Source organism: Chryseobacterium salviniae, assembly GCF_035819015.1.
Taxonomy (GTDB): domain Bacteria; phylum Bacteroidota; class Bacteroidia; order Flavobacteriales; family Weeksellaceae; genus Chryseobacterium; species Chryseobacterium salviniae.
Window position 1 is genome coordinate 59,648 of the sequence record NZ_JAYLAA010000043.1, and the last position, 18,867, is coordinate 78,514.

Below are 18,867 nucleotides of genomic sequence, written 5' to 3' on the forward strand. Positions count from 1 at the left end.
CTATGAAAAGAATTGTATTAACTGCTTTTATACTTGTCACAGGATTCGCACATGCACAAGTAAAAAGTAAATCCGAAACTAAACTCAAAACAGATAAACCTTATGTAAATCCTGTTAAACTAACTAAAGAGGAAAGGAACAGACCTTATATGGACGAGGTTTTAAAATCAAAAGATATTTTAACTCCTGAAGAAGCCGAAAGAAGAAGAAAAAATATTGAAGCAGGAAACCCTTTTAAGAAACAAGGCTATTATCCAAAAGTGGCTACACTCAGCAAAGGGAAGTATTTAGAGTTTCACGATAAAGATTCTATTGTGAGTATTGGCTCGGTAAGATTTAACAGAAAGACCAAAGAGATTATTGAGTTTAGAGAAATAGATTTGAGCGACCCAGATGCACAACCTTACTTAGATACAGCAGGAAGATGGTTTTCACCTGACCCTTTGAGTGAGGAATATTCAGATTGGTCTCCGTATACAATGGTTATGAACAATCCGATAAAATACATCGACCCTGATGGAAGACAAGTATTTGATAACTTTCAATTACTTAAAAATGGAGAGGTAAAACTTATAGAAAAAACAAACGATGCAACCGATACTTTATTTGCATCTGATAAAAAAGGGAATGTTGATAAAAGCAAAAGTGTTACCGTACAAAAAGGTATTATAGGACAGTTGCAATATCTTAGGGATGGAAATAAATCTGACACAGAAGGTTCTTATCACCAAGCTATAAAGGAGTTTACTACTTCTACCCAAAATGATATGACTAATTTGTTTAATTTTTCAGCTAAAAATTCTAAGGTTGAATTTTCATTAACTGATTTTGATATAAATGATAAGAGATTTATTTCACTTCAAACATATAATTCAGAATTAAATTCTCCAGGTATGTACCAAATTGGTGTTGCAGAAGGAAGTGAAAGGAGATTAATACATAATCATCCAAGTGAAGACACTTATGATAGCAGTTTCACAGAAATAAACTCTATGGGTTACAAATCACAAAATGGGCGAACTAAAATTTCTGGTGATTATTACAATGTAAGAAATGGAAACGGAATGGGTAAATCTTTAAATTATAAATATCAAACATATTTCCCAAAGTCAGGAAACCTTTATAATGTTACCCCGCAAGGAATTAAACTTCTTCGAAAAGTTAATAGTAGTAAAGATTTAAAATAATGACAAAAATTATAACATTAGCTTCTTTTCTTTTCTTGATAATTTCATGTGAAGAGAAAAGCAAAACAGATTTAAATGATAATTTATATAATGTTTTGATAGATTATCAAAAAAAATTCCCCCTTAAAGAAATTCCAGAGCATTCTAAATATGTTTATGAAGTTTATTTTTATCAGGATAGTACAGTATCTATCTCACTTAGTCCAATCGGAGTAAATCTTGAAGAGAAAAAACCTTATGGAATTTATAAGGATAAAAATTTAAAAGCTACCTATGTCATAGATGATAACAAACTTGGAAAAAATTTAATAAAAAATTATATTCAGAAAGATTTAGATAAATATATTATGAAAAACTTTGTAATAAATGATGCTATATATCCAGAATACATCTTTAAAATCAAAGGTAAAAAATTAGTATTTTCAGATTCTATCAGAGGAAATATAAGACCATAAAAATAGTACAGAAAATCGTTTTAAAGTAAAATAAACTCTCACCATGAAAAAAATTAAAATTAAAGGAATTGAGGATAGCAACCATTACTACTTATTAGAAAGCAAAGAATTAGAAAAAAAGGAAATTGGAGATTTAGCAAGTTTCTTTGTTGAAGAAGACGAAATTGTTAGAATAATAAAAGAAGCAGATGCACATTTTACAGCGAATCAATTTATTGTTATGAAGGTTGGACAAAATAATAGTTCTGTCGAATACTTGCTATTTGACGAAGATTCCCGATTTGATTACATATAATATAAAAAGACAATACTATGAATATCAGTTTAATTAAGATAATCGACCAAAACTCTTTAGAAGAAATTGGAACATTAAGAAATGATGACGAAATACTAAAAGTTTTTAAATCATACGGAGGAATTTCACCTGATAACATATATGAATTTAAAGATTCTGTTTATGTTACGGAAGAAATAGTAATGAACTTGGTAAATGGTGAATTTGAGGTTCAAGTACATTCAAAATTTCTGCAACTTATTGCTAATATACCACAATTGTCATAATAGATTATTAATCTAAGTAGTAGTTAACTATACAATTTTGTAATAGTTATTTATATTCTGTTTGTAAACGTTATAATTACAATGATTAGTAGACAACAATTAAATGAATTAAATCTAAAAGGCTGGATAGAATTTTATTCAGTAAACAATGATGAGTATTTACTGAATATTTCAAAGGAAATAGGTAATATTGTCAATCATCCAAATGGTCAATTGATAGATTATTTAAACCCTAAAAGAAAGATAAATACAATAAAAAATACTTTTAGCCATAATTTTGAACATCAAGAATTTCCGTTACATACTGACACAGCCTTTTGGAATTTACCCGCAAGGTATGTTGTAATGAGCTGTGAAGAAACAAGTGAGACCGCAACAACATTTATTACCTATGATGAAATTCATAAAACACTAACGGTTGCCGAATTAAATGAGTTAAAGAAATCTATTTTTATAGTGAAAACTCCAAGTGAAAATTTTTATACATCCTTAATAAATAACTTAGATAATGATGTTTGTCTTCGGTTTGATAAAAATTGTATGAAGCCTATTAACAAAAGCGCTAAAATAGCTTTGAATATACTTGATGAAAAATTAAGTCTACTGTGCGTTAATAAAGTTGAATGGGATAAGGCTAAAATTTTCATATTTGATAATTGGAGGGTTTTACACGGTAGAGAATCATTGAAAAACGATGAAATGAGAACTTTAAAGAGAATTTACATTAAACATAAATAGATATGAGTTGGGAAAGAGAACCATTATTTACAAAAGCTAAACTTTTTTTTGAAAAAGGGTTTGACGAAGATAAAGAAAGTCCATTTTTTGGATTATGGTGCGCTATGGGATTAGAGCTACTTGCTCGTTCAGCAGTGGCGCATGTAAGCCCGACATTGTTAGCAGAGCCTGACCCATCACATCAAAATCTCTTACATGCCCTTAATTTGGGTTCAGCTACAGGTAAAAAGAAATCTTTAATAACTGCACAGGTATTATTTTTATGTCAAAACTTAATACCTTCTTTTACAAAAGACCATTCAAAAATTTCTTCAGCAATTATTAATCAGCGTAATGAAGAACTACATACAGGAAGTGCTGCCTTTGAAGATTATCCCACATCCTTGTGGATTGCTGGTTTTTATAAATGTTGTAAAATATTGTGCGAATTTCAAGGAGAATCTTTAAATTCTTTATTCGGTGACGATATTGAAAAAGAAGCAAATCTGATTTTGTCTGAAGTAGAAGAAGAAGTTGTTGGAAAAACGCATACTTCAATAGCTGCTCACAGAAAAGTCTTTGAAAGTAAGAATCAAAAGGATAGAGATAAACTTGCTGAGGAATCTGAAAGCAATAGTGATAAATTAGCGTATAGAGGTTATCATCGAGTAAATTGTCCAGCTTGTGGTAGCTTGGCTACTATAATTGGGGAACCTTATGGTAAAGAAAATATTGAAACGAAGATTGATGAAATTATTGTCAGACAATCAATTCTTCCTACAAAGTTTCATTGCATTGCATGTGAATTAAAAATAAGTGGATATAACGCTTTGACTGCTGCAAATTTATCTAATCATTATACACGACGTACTACATACAGCCCAGAAGAATATTTTAATTTGATTAGTCCCGATGACTATGATGCAATTTCAGAGAAATTTCATGAATTTGGAGGTTATGATGAATATAATAACGAATAAATTATTGCTAAAAAAATGAATTTATATTACTAGAATAATTACAATATGAAATTTAATGAAATACAAAAATTTATTGATTCTTTAGAAAAAATGTCTAGACCAGCGCATCTTGACACTATTTTTAAAATGCAGAATTGGCTTAATGATATAAATAAACCTGCTATGCATCAGGTTGCATTACATAAACAATGGACTGAACATCTAGAACGAGTTAATAAAGGTTTTAACTATGACAATAAATTTATCAATTTTACAAAAATCTTTGAAGTTAAATACGATAATAGTTATTTAGATTTTATTAAACAAATCGACAAAATCTCAAATCTTGACCATTTCCAAAAAATATCTAACTCATTTATATATCACAAGTATGATTTTGCGGACTTAATTAAAGATTACGAAGAAACAGAAGTTGCTGATAATAATGTAATTGAGGAATTAAGTACGAAACAAATTATTTTAGATGAAACAACTAGAATAAAGCAAATCATTTTTGAAATATATCTTAATAATGAACAATTGTACAAACTTCATCCTAGAGAATTTGAACAGTTAATTGCAGAACTTTTATATAATAAAGGTTTTGAAATTGAATTAACAAAACAAACACGTGACAATGGCTATGATATACTTGCAATGAAATATATAAACGGTTTTAGCCCAATAAAATATTTAGTTGAATGTAAAAAGTATGCTGAAAATCGCAAAATTGGGGTTGAAATAGTAAGAAGTTTTAAGGAAGTATTATCCACTGAACAAGCTAATAAGGGATTAATTGTTACTACCTCATATTTTTCAAGAGATGCGATAAAAAAACAAAAGGAAACACCTTTGCTGTTAGAGTACAAAGACAAAAATGAAGTCATTAATTGGGTAAACGAATATTATATTCAAAAAAACTAACCTTGACTGTTTTTGGTCAAGGTTAATTTTATAAGTTTAAGCCACTTTTAGGCATTCATCACTATTGCACCATAAATCAGGTTTTAAACTTGGTGAAATACCCTGAGAATGGCTTAAAAACAGTTCATGCACCATAGATTCTAGAACAGGAAACCAACTCTGTGTAGTACAAAAAGAATCGTGTATCGTCCAAAGTGGCATATCAGGATTTACTTCTGCAATTTGTTTCGTAATAGTGTCAATCACATAATCAGATTCAACCTGTTGCAAAAGTTTAGGGAACAGTTTAAATGAATCTTTTTTACTGGAAGTAGTCTTAAAAACTTCAATGCATTCACATAGTAAAGGGAAATGCTGTTTGAATACCAGATATTCATTTGACGGTCTTTTGAGCGGAGTGTATAAAATCTGCAATGTGAGTTTTTTCATCAAATCTCGTTTGGTTTCAAACTCATATACTTTTACTTTACCTATATCAGAATCATAAAAAGATTTTCTAAAAACTCCATCATAATCAGGATGAATATCTGTGAAAAGTGGTATCAAAAATTCATAAAATTTGCCTGCCAATACAGCCTGTTTCAAAGGTGCAAATTCCTCTTGAAACGCCTTACTAGAGGTGATTTGTTGTAATTTCTGCTGGATAGTACCTATATTACTACTTCCAAATACCCTACTCATAATCTTAATAATCTTACTATTACTCCAACTTTCTAATACTAAAACCATAAAATAGGGTTGTGAGTTCTTAATATCCAAACTTTGAATGTTTTCGCCATAATACGTCAGGTATGGGCGGAATTTAGACGGCATATTGGTTAAGTTCGTATGTAATCTATTGTCTGAATCAGGATTACGAGATACACGATAACATTGTTCTTTCAGCACCAGTGCGGTAAACCAATAACTATGTGCCTTTGCGATTGTCTGATTTAATTTGGTGTAACTCAAACTGTACTTATTGTAGCAGAACTCAGACGATAAATCTTCACTAAGGCGGTCAAAATCAAGAAATAATCCATCGTCAAACCATTTGGAAAGATGCGGACAGTCATCATTATCAACTACTTCTTTCAGTAGATTTTTGACCAGAAACCTATCCGTCATTTGAAAAATTGAAAAATCCAGACATTCTATACCTTCCAGATTGATGTTTTCATAGTTGTATCGATAGCGTTTACAGGTACGACCTTTTGAATATCCTTTGTCTTGCAAAATACCAATTTGTACAAAATATTCAAAATATTTACTGTAATTAGAATCTTTTTTCTTTAGTCGTTGAGAATCCATAGGTATAAATCCCCACAGATAGGTTTTGTCTTTCTGATACGCAGGAATACTGATAACTAAACTCAGGAAGTACAGAGCATTATCCCATTTGAACTCTTTGAATGGTGGTTGCTCATGCACTTTTTCCTGAAGATAGTTAACGATGATTGTAGGAAGTACAACTTTCCATTGATAGCCCTCGTGATAAAAGGCTGATGCGTTAATTTTACCGTTTAATTTTTTGCTTTTATATTGTTGCATATTTGTTTGTTTTTTGTTAAAAAAAGGCATAGCAATAGCTCTCCATAGTTCCTTTACTACGGCTAATACCTCAATCGTTAAATTTTTGGAGATTTGTGTACAGTGGGTTTTTATGCGCAATCAAACCGCACCTGCACAACAGAAAAGATTGTTAAGAAGCCAATCCTAATTTTGCTTGAATTTCATCACGGGTATAATACACTCTACCACCGAACTCGATGGGAACTAATACCCCGCTTTTTGCCCAATTGTTTAATGTTCCGAGCGAAACTCCGAAATATTCCGCTGTTTCTTTTCTCGTCATTAAATCTTTACCCTCTGGCTTATACATTTCTGCCAGTTTACACTCAAATTGATTTAATTTATCATCAATTAAATCCTCAATTTTTTTGAAAAATTCTTTAAAATAGTCCATTTTACTTGTATTTATATCTCATTTAATACTGCAAAACTAGAAACTACATAAAAGAATAACAAAAGCATTAAAATCGTTTTAATCCTTTCGTAACTATAACTCTCACAAAAAATCAAATCCGAATCTATCAGGGAGTTTCAAGGAAAAGTTAAAATTTGTTAAAATTGAAAAATATCGGAACAACACCTAAAAACCAATTAACCAATCCCAAATACCGTCCTGTACTTCCGCAGGTTCATAAGTAATAAATAACTCCATGAAGCCGAGCCACGACAATTCCAATAAGTGATTCGGAATCAAATTGGTATCTTTTTCACGCTTGTACCTTTCTTGAAGTTCAGGCATTTCAGCGTCTAGTTTCTTGATTTTTTCTAACAACTCCCACATTGAGCTGTATGTACCATGACCCAATTTTTTCTGCATTTCAGTAGCAGTTACGTTTTGGTCAATCACATACAGGTATATAGCACCTAACCAAATACGAAAAGGGAGCTTACTCCCTCTTATTCTGGTTAATCCTTTCAGATATAAAGTTGCTTTACAACCTCTGTTTTTACATTCAAAACAGGCTTTTTTTTGCAACCAATAAAAACCTCTTGTGTCATTACATTCACATCTCAATCCACGCTCTAAAACAAGCTCTTTAAGACGGTCAGCGCACTCGCTTTCAGAAGGTAGATTCAGCATTAAGAAACATTTTTATTAATACTAATAATTTCTGCCAACTGTTCCATGTTTCCACTCTCAATAAGTTCTTTCATTTTCTGCATTTGGTTTTGTAGGTCGTCAATCTGTTTAGCTTGTAAATCAACCTTTTGCAGTTTTTCATTTCTTGCTTTGATGCTCTCTTGTCTCACTTGTTCGTGTTCAAAGGTCGGTTTAAAGTATGTTTTGAAAACAGATTCGTCTGTATGTCCCGTGTACTGCCATATCTCCAACAAGTCCCAACCTTCTATATAACGGTTGGTACAAAAACTTCTACGTGAATCATGAAACGCTATTTTATCCGCAAAATTGATTTTATCAAACACTACTCCTTTATTAGTAGGAAGTTCACGAGTGATTATCTTTTCATTGAAATAAGGTACAGCCCTAAACAGTTCTTTCAGATACTCATTAGTGTTTTGGTTAGATATGGTAATACTCTGAATATCATTACTATATTTATTCAAAATTTCTTCTGTAAATCCAAAAAATGGAAAATTTACTATTTTATACTTTTCTACTCCTGAACTTTTCTTCAATAAGATATTCATCTTTTTACTGTTATGGTCAATGTGACCGCTCTCAATTCGTGTAATATCTCCGAATCTGAGTGAGGTATGACAGGCAAGAACAAACAAATCCCGAACCCTCTCCAATCTCGGAGCATCGGAAAAATCATGTTCATACAGTATTTTGATTTCAGGTTCAGTCAGAACCGTATGGAAGCTCGGAGGAACTTTAACGCTGTATTCATCCTGCAAATAACTTCTGTTATCTGTGTAACCTTTCTCAAATGCACGTTTTTGCACTTGTGACAATCTTTTGATTCGGGTTTTGAGCGTGTTTAATGATTTAACTCTTTCTGTATAAAATAACCAATTTTGAAATTCCAGACATTGTACCTCATCAAATTTGTCAATATCAAGAAAAATATTGTTATCATTGGCAAAATCTTTTAAATCCCTATACATCACATTGAAAGACGAAACATAAGTTTTATGTAGGGCTTTCTGTTCTGATGATTCAGCACGATTATTTCTAAGTTCAATCAATCTCAAAAATTCTTGGAACACATCATCAAAAGATTTTTTATTTCTCTGTACAGTAACAAGTTGTTTTCCTGCCATTGCATTATTTACAATGGTTTTTAATTCGTCCTTAGTCGGCATACGGTTGTAATGCTCATTAAAACTTTTATGAGTGTCTACAATGGATGTTTTGAATTTAGCAAGTTTCTGATTGATTTCTCTTTTATCGCTGCCAGAAGTAACCGTTTTAGAATCTGAATCCCAACTGCTCGGAGCGACCTTTAGACCTGTTGAAAAATCTACTTTCAAATCTTTGAACGAATACCGCCCCATTATTCGGGAGATTTCTTTTGTAGGTTCTTTCAATCTAAAATTAACGCTTCCTGTTTCGTTGTTATATTTCTTTGCTCTTGCCATGAATAAAAAATTTCGTATAACAAATATACGAAAAATTCACAAAATGGTCATTTTTTTGGTCACCCTATTTTTTGAATGCATTTGAATTTATTTGCATTCAATAAAATAAAAAAGGTCTATTAATAAACACTTTAAGAAAATAAATAAATCCAATAAAGTATAAATAAGTACAAGATGACATACCCTGTGGGTCTACATTCATTAATCGTTAATTGTAATAATTAACGATTTTTTATTTTTTGCTGATTTTATTCTACTGAGGTTGGATTATATTAAAAAGTCCCAGTATTGAAACTGAGACTTATTTAATCCGCTGTAAGCAGCATACCATTCTGTTTACATATCGAGACATTGCTACTTATAACATTAGCTTAATCTTTAATACCTCGAAATCAACACCCATGCCGAGCCATTACTCTGCACTACAATACCTCTTCCAAGATCACTGTTATTAAGCACGTAATTGGTAAAATTCCCTCCATTAATTCTGAAAGTTCCGCTTACAGTAACACTACCCGCTGTTTCATTGATGAGATTATAAATTCGGCTTGTGTTGGATGCATTTGGAGCAGGAAGTGAAATGTTTCCCGTTACGAGTATGGTAAAATCATCTGCTGCAACCGTACCACTGCTTAACGTTCTTATTTTTCGGTCGTCTGAAGAAATAAGCTTTACCCAACGGCTTCCACTAAAAAAATAATAGCCCGGAGTTGTTACAGCTGTGGTCTGTCCGGCTGGTGCCGAATCCGCTGCCGTCACATATACTACTGCTCCTGTCTGAAGAGCAGAATATGTCTTTAATCTCAGTTGGTCACCAGTAATATTGGGAGGAATAATCCCATCCATAGAAGTGGAAACTGCAGGCTTACCCACTACTTCAAGCGTAGCATTAGGCATGTTTGTATTAATACCAACTTGTGCGTACGTAAAAAAGCTAAATAAAATGAAAACAGGAAAGAATTTTCTTATCATAATGTATAATTTTTTAAATAAAAATAGTAAAAAACAAAAGGCAGTAAAAATTGGCTTTATTTTTACAAGTTACACTTGTGTTAAATTAAACAAATCAATTCGATCAAAATTCGTCATTTTTATCCATGCGAAAATAAAGTTATTAATAAGCTTTTTATAATCTCAAAACTCGCACAGACCTCAATAGCAGCAGTAAAATCAGAATCTGACCGAAAAAAAGGTCATCTTATCTCGCTGGTTTGCAGTCCTTCGTAAATTTCATTAAGTTATTGAACCTCATCAGAAAATTTTCTTCAGGCTTAAAGGAGATTTAATTTTTAACTTATCAGTTTATTTAAAGATTATTGTTTAGTAATTTTCTTTACAATAACTTTTCCCTGAGGGCTTTTAAGTGTAACAAAATAGTTTCCGGCGTTTAAATTAGAAATATTTATTTCTTCACTTCCTTTTTTTAGATTTCCAGTTGATAAGCAACGTCCTTCCATATTATGTAAAGTGTATGATACAGTTTCTTCTGATACTATGGGTAAGCTGCTGTTGACAAGAGTGACAGGAATGCTTGCAAAACCCTCTTTACTATTTTGTGTATCTTTTACGGATAAAATTGCATTGGGATCATACCTGTACGTAATGGTAACAGGAGTTCCATATTCTATATTGCTGTTATTTACAAGATAATATTTTACAACATAGTCTATAGGAAATGTTCCGCTTCCTATATTGGAATTCCACATATTATATCCGGTAGACGGCGTTTCTGAGTTTGCAGCAATAGTAATCGGTGAGCTTGCATTTGAAGGATATATAGCATTTACCGCCACAGACGGTAAGCATGTATTAAGGTAACAGAATTGAAAGCCGCTTCCTGTAGCGTTCTGGATACTCATAATTTTTATCCTGACTTTTATAGATGAAGCAGATGTATTTTTTATTTTATAATGCAGCGTGGCAATATTTTCATTTGTTGAATTATATGTAAAAATTTGTCCATCAACAATTGGGGTTCCATCATCTTTTGCCAACGCCATCTGACCATAACTCCAAGAATGCATATAAGTAAACAGCAGTAAGAAAATAATTTTTTTCATATGGTTAAACATTTAAGAAATCAGGAAAACTCAAAAAGATTTGAGCTTCCTGATTGTAGTTATTTTATTATTCTATGATTAATTTTTGAGTTTTAGGATTTGAATTTTTTTCTTTAATAGAAACAATATAATTTCCTTTTGCTAATCCCTGAACGGAAACTGGGGTATCTGGAGACACTCTGGATTTTTCCATGACAATCCTTCCTGAAGCATCATAAATTGTAAGTTCTACACTATAATTTGCTTGTACTTTAATGTAATCTTTAGCCGGATTAGGATAGATTGTAAGATAATTTTCATTGGTTTTTATATCACTTGTACCTAATGTTCCCAATATGAAAGATCGTGCGTTTACCACCTCACCTGTAGTAGCATCCAACAGAAGCAATACAGCTTTTAGTTTGCTGGTATTGTACGTTGAGGGGATGACTGCATTGAAAGTATAATTCACAACCTGACCGTCTGTAATAATGGACGGTACAGAACCAGCCTGGCCTGCATAGCCTCCCAACAGCATTCTTCCTACATGATCATATTGCATCTGTGATGCAGGAACGGGATTTGGTAAGCTTTCAAAGCCACCCATTACTCCGCTTCCACCGCCTGCATAATAGTTTGACTGTCTGTAACCGGTTGTTGTACCTGTTACACCATCTTCCACTAAAACTGCGGCAAGCCTGAAATTAGCATTATTATAGAATGTTCTGAATGTTACTGACGCATTAAAAGTAAGCGAGTTTCCGGCTAAAGTACCGGAAGCATTCAGCTCAGCAGGGACTACAAGATTTTTTCGTGCATTAACATGATCAACCATTTCGTCGGTATATACATCTTGGTTAAAAAACCATCGGTCTACATTCATTCCCGGAAAAGCGTTTATACCTGTACCACTATTGTACTCCGGCACCAGCATAGGGTCATTGTTATGCACCGCAATCCCTATAAAATTATCGGGATAATTGTTTTTCATATAGTTCATGGCAACTGCTCCTCTTGGACACCATCCGCACCACGTTCCCGTACCTTCTTCTATAAGTACCTTTTTAGGTGAATTCTGGCTCACCGTTTTGAATTTTGTTACAAGGCTGTTATCTGCCGGTGTTGCATCTGCTGATCCGTTAACCTGTGTAATGCTAACATTTATATTGTTTTCCACAAGTGATGGATAATTTACATAAATCGGATGGTTTATAGCTCTTATCTGACCCGTAGTTAAAGGAGTAGTTAAAGAAATGATGGAGATATGGTCTGCCAAACCGTCGTTCCAGTTCATTGTAATATTGTTAACGGCTTGAGAGCCATTATTTTTTACCGTAGCTTTAAGGGTGTAATTGGTATTGATTACTCCGTAGCGTTCTAAGGATACATTTTGCAATGCCACATCTTTATCTGCTAATGTCTTTATAGTAATATTATCTAAAATTAACATATACTGATCGTAACAATCATGATGTCTAAAAGAAATATAGACTTGCTGCCCGATGAAAGGTGTAAGATCAATTAATCTGTTCTGCAGCCCTCCTGATGCAACTACTTCTGTGAAAACCGGAGCTGAAGCGGTTACTGCCGCAGGAGCATTAGATGTAGTTACATATACAGAATATTTTTCATACGGGTAGCTGGGATGTGTAGCCAGATCATATTGTAGTTTTACGTTGGAAGCAGTAACTGATGTGAGGTTAATTAGTGGTGATGTTATCAAATTATTAGGTGTTACTGCACTATTTGTAGCATCAATATAAGAATAGGAAGCCAGTGATCCTGAGCCCAGACTTGTATATGAAGTGGAGAAATTATTATTGCTCCATTGGTGTGTATCTCCGTCAAGATCTGTGCTTGTCCAGCCATTAAGGCCGGATGTGTTGAAATTCTGGCTGTAGTAGGTCTGCGAATGATGTATTTCAAATATTAAAATACTTAAAAGGAATAAAATCTTTTTCATCAATTTATTTTAATTTGTTAGTAATATTTATAAAAATTCATAATTGTTGCTGATTCCTATTTTTTCTTCTCTTACGTTCAGCACGCCTCCATTTGCGTCCAATACCATAATAATCACTTTCAAATTATTTGTATTAAAACCGGCCGGTATATTATAGTGGAAAGTTTTTGCATATTCGTTTAATGCCTTTGTTTGTGAATCCGGAATGGGATCTCCGGCAACAGAACCTGTTAATTTATTTCTAAGAACATTATGATGGATATAATTATAAATGGTACTCGTTCCACCATATAATGTTCCTATATAGTTTTTCTGATTATGAATCAACCCGTCTTCCACGATGAAAGCTGCAATTTTAAGATTGTTGAGATTTTCAGTAAAGAAAACTTTTGTTTCAATATTTACGATGCTTCCGGATATCATGGAATTCATTTTTATCCCGATCCTGCTGTATGCTTTGAGCATGCTTAGAGGGAGGGACATATCAGTATAATTGGAATCATACGGCCAGACAACATTCCTGTTAATAAACATTCCCGGCCATTCTGAAATATTTTTTAAAACTTCCAATTCTGTACTGGCAGCATTTGCCCAAGGATCTGTAGTTCCTTCCGGCCCATGAATGCCCATGAATACATAATCTTTTGTTTGTAAAGATAGATTGTCATGCCTTGCCAGTGCTATTGTACAGTATCCGCACCACGTGCCTGTAAAGTCTTCATATAGAATTCGGTGCTTAAAAGCAATTCCCTCATTTACAACTACATGAATTGAAATCGGGTTAATAGGCAGATTGTTGTAATCAGCTCTCACACTGTATGTTCCCTTTTGCTCGGGAGTGTAAACGTTCCCCTCTATGAGCTGGTTATTAATGTATATTTTACTTTCAGAGGTTACATCATTGTCCAGATTATCTTTAACCTTAAAGGTGAAGGTTTTCCCCAGCAATTTTTCACTTCCTCCTTCAGAAGCGATAGAAATATAAGTTACCGTTGTATTGCCCTCGTCGCTCTCACTTCCCCGACAGCAAAGGAGAAGCGAACAGATAAGAATTATGCCGGAAATAAATATTAATCTTTTTTTCATATTTAGAATAATTTTTTTTATTGAAATATCTATTCGCTAAAATTTGATAAGTAAAATAAAACAAATGGTTAAAAAACAACATTTTTAATTTTACCAAATAACCAAAGATTTCAAATAATAATTAACAATAATTACGCAAATATAATTTTTTTTTCAATAGTTAATAATAAAATCTATGTATATTTGAAAATAAAATTTTTAAATGAAGACAATACTAGCAGCTGCACTTTTACTATGCCTTAATTTTTATTCTTCTCAGCAAGTTCCTAATATTTCGTTACTTAGCCTGACCGGAGAAAAATTAAACATTTCCAAAATTGATTCTTCCGAACCTGTGGTTATGAGCTTTTGGGCTACCTGGTGTTTACCTTGTATGGAAGAACTCAATACTATTAATGAAAAATATGATGACTGGAAGAAAAAAGCCAAATTTAAAATGTTTGCAATATCTACCGATGATGCGCGCACAACCTCAAAAGTGAAAACCGTAACCAAAAGCAAAGGATGGCCTTATGACATATTGCTCGATCCCAATCAATCACTAAAAAGAGCATTAAATATCAACAGCATTCCATATATAGTTCTTGTTCACAAAGGTAAAATTGTCTATTCTCATGTTGGATACTCTTCAGGAGATGAAGAAGAATTGATTGCAAAAATCGAAGAATGTAATAAAAACAATTGATTTTTCCTGATGCAGAATAAATTAATTATTATAATCCTGTTACTTTTCAGTATTAAAAACTTTTCCCAGCTTACCGTTAATCTGGAATCTAACTCTCAATACTATGTTGACGACAGTAAAATAAAACTTGCAGAAAAAGACGCAGCTCAACGATTCAGAACAAATAATTACCTGAACGCCAGTTATAAAATAAAAGACTTAACCTTTGGGGCACAGCTAGAAGCTTATGAGCCGGAGGCGCTTCTTAATTATAATCCGGCTTTTAAGAAAACAAATCTGGGCACCTATTATATTAATTATTCCAATGAAAAAACCGGCATAGATGCAACCATCGGCCATTTTTATGAGCAATTTGGAAGCGGGCTGGCGCTGCGTCTTTGGGAAGATAAGCAGCTCGGAATTGCAAATTCACTTTTAGGAGGAAGAATAAAATATACGGACCCTGATCAAATTATAACATTAAAAACCTTATTAGGAAAACAAAGATCCGGATTCGATCTAACGGATGGACTTATAGGAGGATTAGATGCTGAAATCAAATTAGATTCTCTAATGAAAATGAAAATGAAAACATTAAGATCAAGTGTAGGCTTTACCTATGTCAGCAAAAATGAGGACAATATAATGAATACTACATATCCTAAAAATGTCAGTGTCTATGGCAGCCGCCTGAAATTGGAATACAAAAATTTTGGATTGGAATTTGAATACCTCTATAAAACTAAAGATAATATAAAGCAGGTAACCACCTTAGACCCAAATAATATCTTCTCAGGGAATGCTTATTACATGAATCTTTCTTATTCAACCAATAATTTTGGAATTATTGCAAATTTTAGAAGGCTGGAAAATTTCAATCTCTACTCCCAAAGAGACCAGATTGGCAACATTTACAATAATGCAATACTGAACTACCTTCCTGCACTTACCAAACAATTTGACTATAGCCTAGCCAATATATATGTTTACCAGGCACAACCACAGCTAACCTTTCTTTCACAAAAAAAAGCAGGAGAAATAGGTTCGCAATTTGATATTTTTTATAAAATAAAAAAAGGAACATTTTTCGGAGGCAGTTACGGGACAGATTTATCTTTGAATATCTCCAACTGGTATGGATTAAAAGGTAAATACCGGTCTTATATCAACAATCAAAATGATTATGAAGCAGAATTCTTAAAATTAGGTGAAAAATACTATTCAGATCAGAGCTTAGACATCAGGACGCGTCTGAAAGAAAACTGGAAAATAGCTTTAGTTTTCATTAATCAATATTATAACACCTATCGTACTGAAGAAACAACAGGCCAGGTAAGAGCTCAAACAGTAGTGCTGGACAATATTTATAAATTCAGCAAAAGTTCTCTGAAAATAGAATTACAACACCAATGGGCAGACGGCTATCATGGTAACTGGCTTGCAGGTTTAGCAGAGTATAATCTTAAAAAACATTGGTCTATATTTATAAATGACCTTTACAACTATGATAATCCTGAAAAAGAAAAACAAATTCATTATTATACAGGAGGATTGGTTTTCAGAAAAAACAGCACAAGAATCCAGGCCTCTTACGGCAGACAGCGCGGCGGGCTTTTATGCGTTGGCGGGGTATGCAGATTCGTGCCGGAAAGTGCCGGGTTTTCGCTTGGCATAAGTGCTAATTATTAACAGACTTCTATATCAGCTCAAATAATTATAGCAAATACAAAAGACAGCCAAAAAAATGACTGTCTTTTTACAATTTATAATCATACTACACTAAACAAGATCAAACCGGTCCAGGTTCATTACTTTCACCCAAGCCGAAACAAAATCATTCACAAATTTTTCATGAGCATCTGAACTTGCATACACCTCGGCAATAGCTCTTAATTCGGAATTGGATCCGAAAACAAGATCTGCCCGTGTCGCTGTCCATTTCCTCTCTCCGGTATTACGGTCAGTCCCTGCATACAATTCATTATCATCGGAAACTGATTCCCATTTTGTATTCATATCCAGAAGATTAACAAAGAAATCATTGGTAAGCGTTCCTGGTTTTTGAGTAAAAACTCCATGTTGAGAACCATTAAAATTGGCATTTAAGGCACGCATCCCTCCTATCAAAACAGTGAGTTCCGGTGCGGTAAGTGTTAATAGCTGTGCTTTATCGATTAATAAGGACTCTGTAGAAACGGAGAATTTTTTCTTTACATAATTTCGGAATCCATCAGCCAGAGGCTCCAGATACTGCATGGATTCTACGTCTGTCTGCTCCTGTGAAGCATCCGTTCTTCCAGGAGAAAAAGGAACGATAACATTATATCCTGCATCTTTTGCTGCTCTTTCAATTGCAGCACTTCCAGCAAGAACGATAAGATCAGCCAATGAAACTTTTTTGCCTCCCGTTTGATTTTCATTAAATTCTTTCTGAATATTTTCCAATGCGCTTAAAACCTTCTGCAGCTGAGCAGGATTATTTACTTCCCATTCTTTCTGGGGAGCCAGACGGATTCTCGCCCCGTTTGCACCTCCTCTTTTATCGCTTCCTCTGAAGGTTGATGCGGATGCCCAGGCGGTAGATACAAGTTCTGAAACATTTAATCCGGAATCAAGGATTTTAGATTTCAGCGCTTCAATATCAGAGTTATGAATCAGCACATGGTCTACCGCAGGAACAGGATCCTGCCAGATAAGCTCTTCGGAAGGAACTTCAGGCCCAAGATACCTGGCTTTCGGCCCCATATCTCTGTGCGTAAGTTTAAACCATGCCTTTGCAAAAGCATCTGCAAAAGCATCAGGATTTTCGTAAAATCTTCTTGAAATTTTTTCATATTCAGGATCAAACCGTAAGGAAAGATCCGTTGTAAGCATGGTTGGCCTGTGTTTTTTATGAGGATCAAAAGCATCCGGAATGGTTTCGCTGCCGTTTTTTGCAACCCATTGATGAGCCCCGGCTGGGCTTTTAGTAAGCTCCCATTCGTTTTCGAAAAGGTTTTTGAAAAAATTATTGCTCCATTGTGTAGGAGTTTCCGTCCAGGTCACTTCCAGCCCGCTGGAAATTGCATCTTTACCTTTTCCTGAATTATAAGTACTGTTCCATCCGAATCCCTGGGCTTCAACACTTTCTGCTTCAGGTTCTTTTCCCACATGATCGGCCGGTCCAGCACCGTGTGTTTTTCCGAAAGTATGACCTCCGGCAATGAGCGCTACCGTTTCTTCATCATTCATAGCCATTCTTCCAAAAGTATCCCGGATGTCTTTTGCAGCGGCTATCGGATCGGGGTTTCCGTCCGGCCCTTCAGGATTTACGTAAATAAGCCCCATTTGTACAGCTGCCAAAGGCTTTTCGAGGTTTCTTGTATGGATATCGCCGTCTGCATCATCATCGGTAGGCAGCACGCCACGGTTTTCAACGACACCATCTGAACCATGTGCATAACGAAGGTCTCCGCCTAACCATGTTTTCTCCGAACCCCAGTACACATCCATATCCGGCTCCCAGACATCTTCACGGCCACCCGCAAACCCGAACGTTTTAAAGCCCATAGATTCCAGAGCCACATTACCGGTAAGAATCATAAGGTCTGCCCAGGAAATTTTCTTACCGTATTTTTGTTTTATCGGCCAAAGCAGCCTTCTTGCTTTATCTAAATTCACATTATCGGGCCAGCTGTTCAATGGAGCAAAACGCTGCTGTCCTGCGCCTGCGCCTCCTCTACCATCTCCAACCCGATACGTTCCGGCACTATGCCATGCCATACGAATAAATAGAGGGCCGTAATGTCCGAAATCGGCTGGCCACCAATCCTGAGAATCGGTCATTAAATCATGAAGGTCTTTTTTTACTGCTTCAAGATCAAGGCTTTTAAATTCTGCTGCGTAATCAAAATCTTTATCCATCGGGTTGGATAATGATGAATGCTGACGAAGGATATCAACTTTAAGCTGATCCGGCCACCAGTCGGAATTTTTGGTTCCTCCACCGGCAACGTTGTCTTTTTTCATAGATCCGTTGTGAAACGGACATTTACTGATGTCATTCAAATCTTTTTCCATTGTCGTTTAATTTTATGTTGATTTGTTAATTATCTGTAAAACAAACTTACGCAAGTTTTTCAATTAATATAATCTATTAAAAATATTTTTACGATAGTTAAAAGCGATAATAAAACCATCTTAACATTATTTGGATTACCTTAAATTTAAGAATTATT

Annotated in this window: 18 protein-coding genes; 9 read left to right on the top strand and 9 right to left on the bottom strand. The window is 34.1% G+C overall.

What is annotated here, in order from left to right; translation table 11 throughout:
* Positions 1–2 precede the first annotated feature (2 nt).
* The 7 genes from SOP96_RS13270 (at position 3) to SOP96_RS13300 (ending at position 4,803) form a co-directional block, all read left to right on the top strand.
* A complete protein-coding gene (locus tag SOP96_RS13270) occupies positions 3–1,187 on the top strand; it encodes a JAB-like toxin 1 domain-containing protein (protein ID WP_326321414.1) in 1,185 nt (394 codons plus the stop codon).
* Positions 1,187–1,642 (top strand): hypothetical protein, encoded by a 456-nt coding sequence (locus tag SOP96_RS13275; protein WP_326321415.1) that lies wholly within the window; start codon positions 1,187–1,189, stop codon positions 1,640–1,642. Before SOP96_RS13270 ends, SOP96_RS13275 begins: the two co-directional genes overlap by 1 nt.
* Before the next feature lie 43 nt (positions 1,643–1,685).
* On the top strand, positions 1,686–1,937 hold the full coding sequence (locus SOP96_RS13280) for a hypothetical protein (RefSeq protein WP_326321416.1): 252 nt from the start codon (positions 1,686–1,688) through the stop codon (positions 1,935–1,937).
* 17 nt (positions 1,938–1,954) lie between these two features.
* Positions 1,955–2,203 (top strand): hypothetical protein, encoded by a 249-nt coding sequence (locus SOP96_RS13285; protein WP_326321417.1) that lies wholly within the window; start codon positions 1,955–1,957, stop codon positions 2,201–2,203.
* 81 nt (positions 2,204–2,284) lie between these two features.
* Positions 2,285–2,941 (top strand): Fe(II)-2OG oxygenase family protein, encoded by a 657-nt coding sequence (locus SOP96_RS13290; RefSeq protein WP_326321418.1) that lies wholly within the window; start codon positions 2,285–2,287, stop codon positions 2,939–2,941.
* A 2-nt stretch (positions 2,942–2,943) separates the two neighbouring features.
* A complete protein-coding gene (locus SOP96_RS13295; RefSeq protein WP_326321419.1) occupies positions 2,944–3,900 on the top strand; it encodes a hypothetical protein in 957 nt (318 codons plus the stop codon).
* Positions 3,901–3,945: 45 nt separating this feature from the next.
* The gene (locus SOP96_RS13300) at positions 3,946–4,803 is read left to right on the top strand and encodes a restriction endonuclease (RefSeq protein WP_326321420.1); all 858 of its coding nucleotides are present in this window, start codon (positions 3,946–3,948) and stop codon (positions 4,801–4,803) included.
* Positions 4,804–4,839: 36 nt separating this feature from the next.
* Here the strand turns inward: SOP96_RS13300 and SOP96_RS13305 are convergent, their stop codons facing one another.
* From SOP96_RS13305 to SOP96_RS13340, 8 genes are all read right to left on the bottom strand, one after another.
* On the bottom strand, positions 4,840–6,333 hold the full coding sequence (locus SOP96_RS13305) for a hypothetical protein (RefSeq protein ID WP_326321421.1): 1,494 nt from the start codon (positions 6,331–6,333) through the stop codon (positions 4,840–4,842).
* A 151-nt stretch (positions 6,334–6,484) separates the two neighbouring features.
* Complete coding sequence (locus SOP96_RS13310; protein WP_326321422.1) at positions 6,485–6,748, bottom strand: helix-turn-helix domain-containing protein; 264 nt, start codon at positions 6,746–6,748, stop codon at positions 6,485–6,487.
* Between the two features lie 186 nt (positions 6,749–6,934).
* Entirely contained in the window at positions 6,935–7,435 is a 501-nt protein-coding gene (locus tag SOP96_RS13315; protein WP_326321423.1) for a hypothetical protein, read from the bottom strand.
* A complete protein-coding gene (locus SOP96_RS13320) occupies positions 7,435–8,898 on the bottom strand; it encodes a tyrosine-type recombinase/integrase (protein WP_326321424.1) in 1,464 nt (487 codons plus the stop codon). The genes SOP96_RS13315 and SOP96_RS13320 overlap by 1 nt, the downstream gene beginning before the upstream one ends.
* Before the next feature lie 378 nt (positions 8,899–9,276).
* Entirely contained in the window at positions 9,277–9,870 is a 594-nt protein-coding gene (locus tag SOP96_RS13325; protein ID WP_326321425.1) for a hypothetical protein, read from the bottom strand.
* A gap of 341 nt (positions 9,871–10,211) precedes the next feature.
* A complete protein-coding gene (locus SOP96_RS13330) occupies positions 10,212–10,958 on the bottom strand; it encodes a T9SS type A sorting domain-containing protein (protein ID WP_326321426.1) in 747 nt (248 codons plus the stop codon).
* A 67-nt stretch (positions 10,959–11,025) separates the two neighbouring features.
* Positions 11,026–12,900, bottom strand: coding sequence for a T9SS-dependent choice-of-anchor J family protein (locus SOP96_RS13335; protein ID WP_326321427.1), 1,875 nt, complete (start codon positions 12,898–12,900; stop codon positions 11,026–11,028).
* Between the two features lie 27 nt (positions 12,901–12,927).
* The gene (locus SOP96_RS13340; protein ID WP_326321428.1) at positions 12,928–13,986 is read right to left on the bottom strand and encodes an Omp28-related outer membrane protein; all 1,059 of its coding nucleotides are present in this window, start codon (positions 13,984–13,986) and stop codon (positions 12,928–12,930) included.
* A gap of 202 nt (positions 13,987–14,188) precedes the next feature.
* On the opposite strand from SOP96_RS13340, the gene SOP96_RS13345 reads away from it, so the two are divergent.
* Positions 14,189–14,671 carry a TlpA family protein disulfide reductase gene (locus tag SOP96_RS13345; protein ID WP_326321429.1) on the top strand — a complete coding sequence of 161 codons (483 nt, stop codon included), beginning with the start codon at positions 14,189–14,191 and terminating at the stop codon, positions 14,669–14,671.
* 9 nt (positions 14,672–14,680) lie between these two features.
* Positions 14,681–16,339 carry a DUF6029 family protein gene (locus tag SOP96_RS13350; protein WP_326321430.1) on the top strand — a complete coding sequence of 553 codons (1,659 nt, stop codon included), beginning with the start codon at positions 14,681–14,683 and terminating at the stop codon, positions 16,337–16,339.
* A 90-nt stretch (positions 16,340–16,429) separates the two neighbouring features.
* Here SOP96_RS13350 and katG read toward each other — a convergent pair whose 3' ends face one another.
* Positions 16,430–18,709 (bottom strand): catalase/peroxidase HPI, encoded by a 2,280-nt coding sequence (gene katG, locus SOP96_RS13355; protein WP_326321431.1) that lies wholly within the window; start codon positions 18,707–18,709, stop codon positions 16,430–16,432.
* Positions 18,710–18,867: the final 158 nt, after the last annotated feature.

Bases quoted from the DNA above. Each gene is read 5' to 3' on its own strand.
- SOP96_RS13290 (WP_326321418.1), top strand. From the start codon at position 2,285: ATGATTAGTAGACAACAATTAAATGAATTAAATCTAAAAGGCTGGATA.
- SOP96_RS13335 (WP_326321427.1), bottom strand. From the start codon at position 12,900: ATGAAAAAGATTTTATTCCTTTTAAGTATTTTAATATTTGAAATACAT.
- SOP96_RS13315 (WP_326321423.1), bottom strand. From the start codon at position 7,435: ATGCTGAATCTACCTTCTGAAAGCGAGTGCGCTGACCGTCTTAAAGAG.
- SOP96_RS13280 (WP_326321416.1), top strand. From the start codon at position 1,686: ATGAAAAAAATTAAAATTAAAGGAATTGAGGATAGCAACCATTACTAC.
- SOP96_RS13270 (WP_326321414.1), top strand. From the start codon at position 3: ATGAAAAGAATTGTATTAACTGCTTTTATACTTGTCACAGGATTCGCA.
- katG (WP_326321431.1), bottom strand. From the start codon at position 18,709: ATGGAAAAAGATTTGAATGACATCAGTAAATGTCCGTTTCACAACGGA.
- SOP96_RS13340 (WP_326321428.1), bottom strand. From the start codon at position 13,986: ATGAAAAAAAGATTAATATTTATTTCCGGCATAATTCTTATCTGTTCG.
- SOP96_RS13300 (WP_326321420.1), top strand. From the start codon at position 3,946: ATGAAATTTAATGAAATACAAAAATTTATTGATTCTTTAGAAAAAATG.
- SOP96_RS13330 (WP_326321426.1), bottom strand. From the start codon at position 10,958: ATGAAAAAAATTATTTTCTTACTGCTGTTTACTTATATGCATTCTTGG.
- SOP96_RS13320 (WP_326321424.1), bottom strand. From the start codon at position 8,898: ATGGCAAGAGCAAAGAAATATAACAACGAAACAGGAAGCGTTAATTTT.
- SOP96_RS13305 (WP_326321421.1), bottom strand. From the start codon at position 6,333: ATGCAACAATATAAAAGCAAAAAATTAAACGGTAAAATTAACGCATCA.
- SOP96_RS13285 (WP_326321417.1), top strand. From the start codon at position 1,955: ATGAATATCAGTTTAATTAAGATAATCGACCAAAACTCTTTAGAAGAA.
- SOP96_RS13275 (WP_326321415.1), top strand. From the start codon at position 1,187: ATGACAAAAATTATAACATTAGCTTCTTTTCTTTTCTTGATAATTTCA.
- SOP96_RS13325 (WP_326321425.1), bottom strand. From the start codon at position 9,870: ATGATAAGAAAATTCTTTCCTGTTTTCATTTTATTTAGCTTTTTTACG.
- SOP96_RS13345 (WP_326321429.1), top strand. From the start codon at position 14,189: ATGAAGACAATACTAGCAGCTGCACTTTTACTATGCCTTAATTTTTAT.
- SOP96_RS13295 (WP_326321419.1), top strand. From the start codon at position 2,944: ATGAGTTGGGAAAGAGAACCATTATTTACAAAAGCTAAACTTTTTTTT.
- SOP96_RS13350 (WP_326321430.1), top strand. From the start codon at position 14,681: ATGCAGAATAAATTAATTATTATAATCCTGTTACTTTTCAGTATTAAA.
- SOP96_RS13310 (WP_326321422.1), bottom strand. From the start codon at position 6,748: ATGGACTATTTTAAAGAATTTTTCAAAAAAATTGAGGATTTAATTGAT.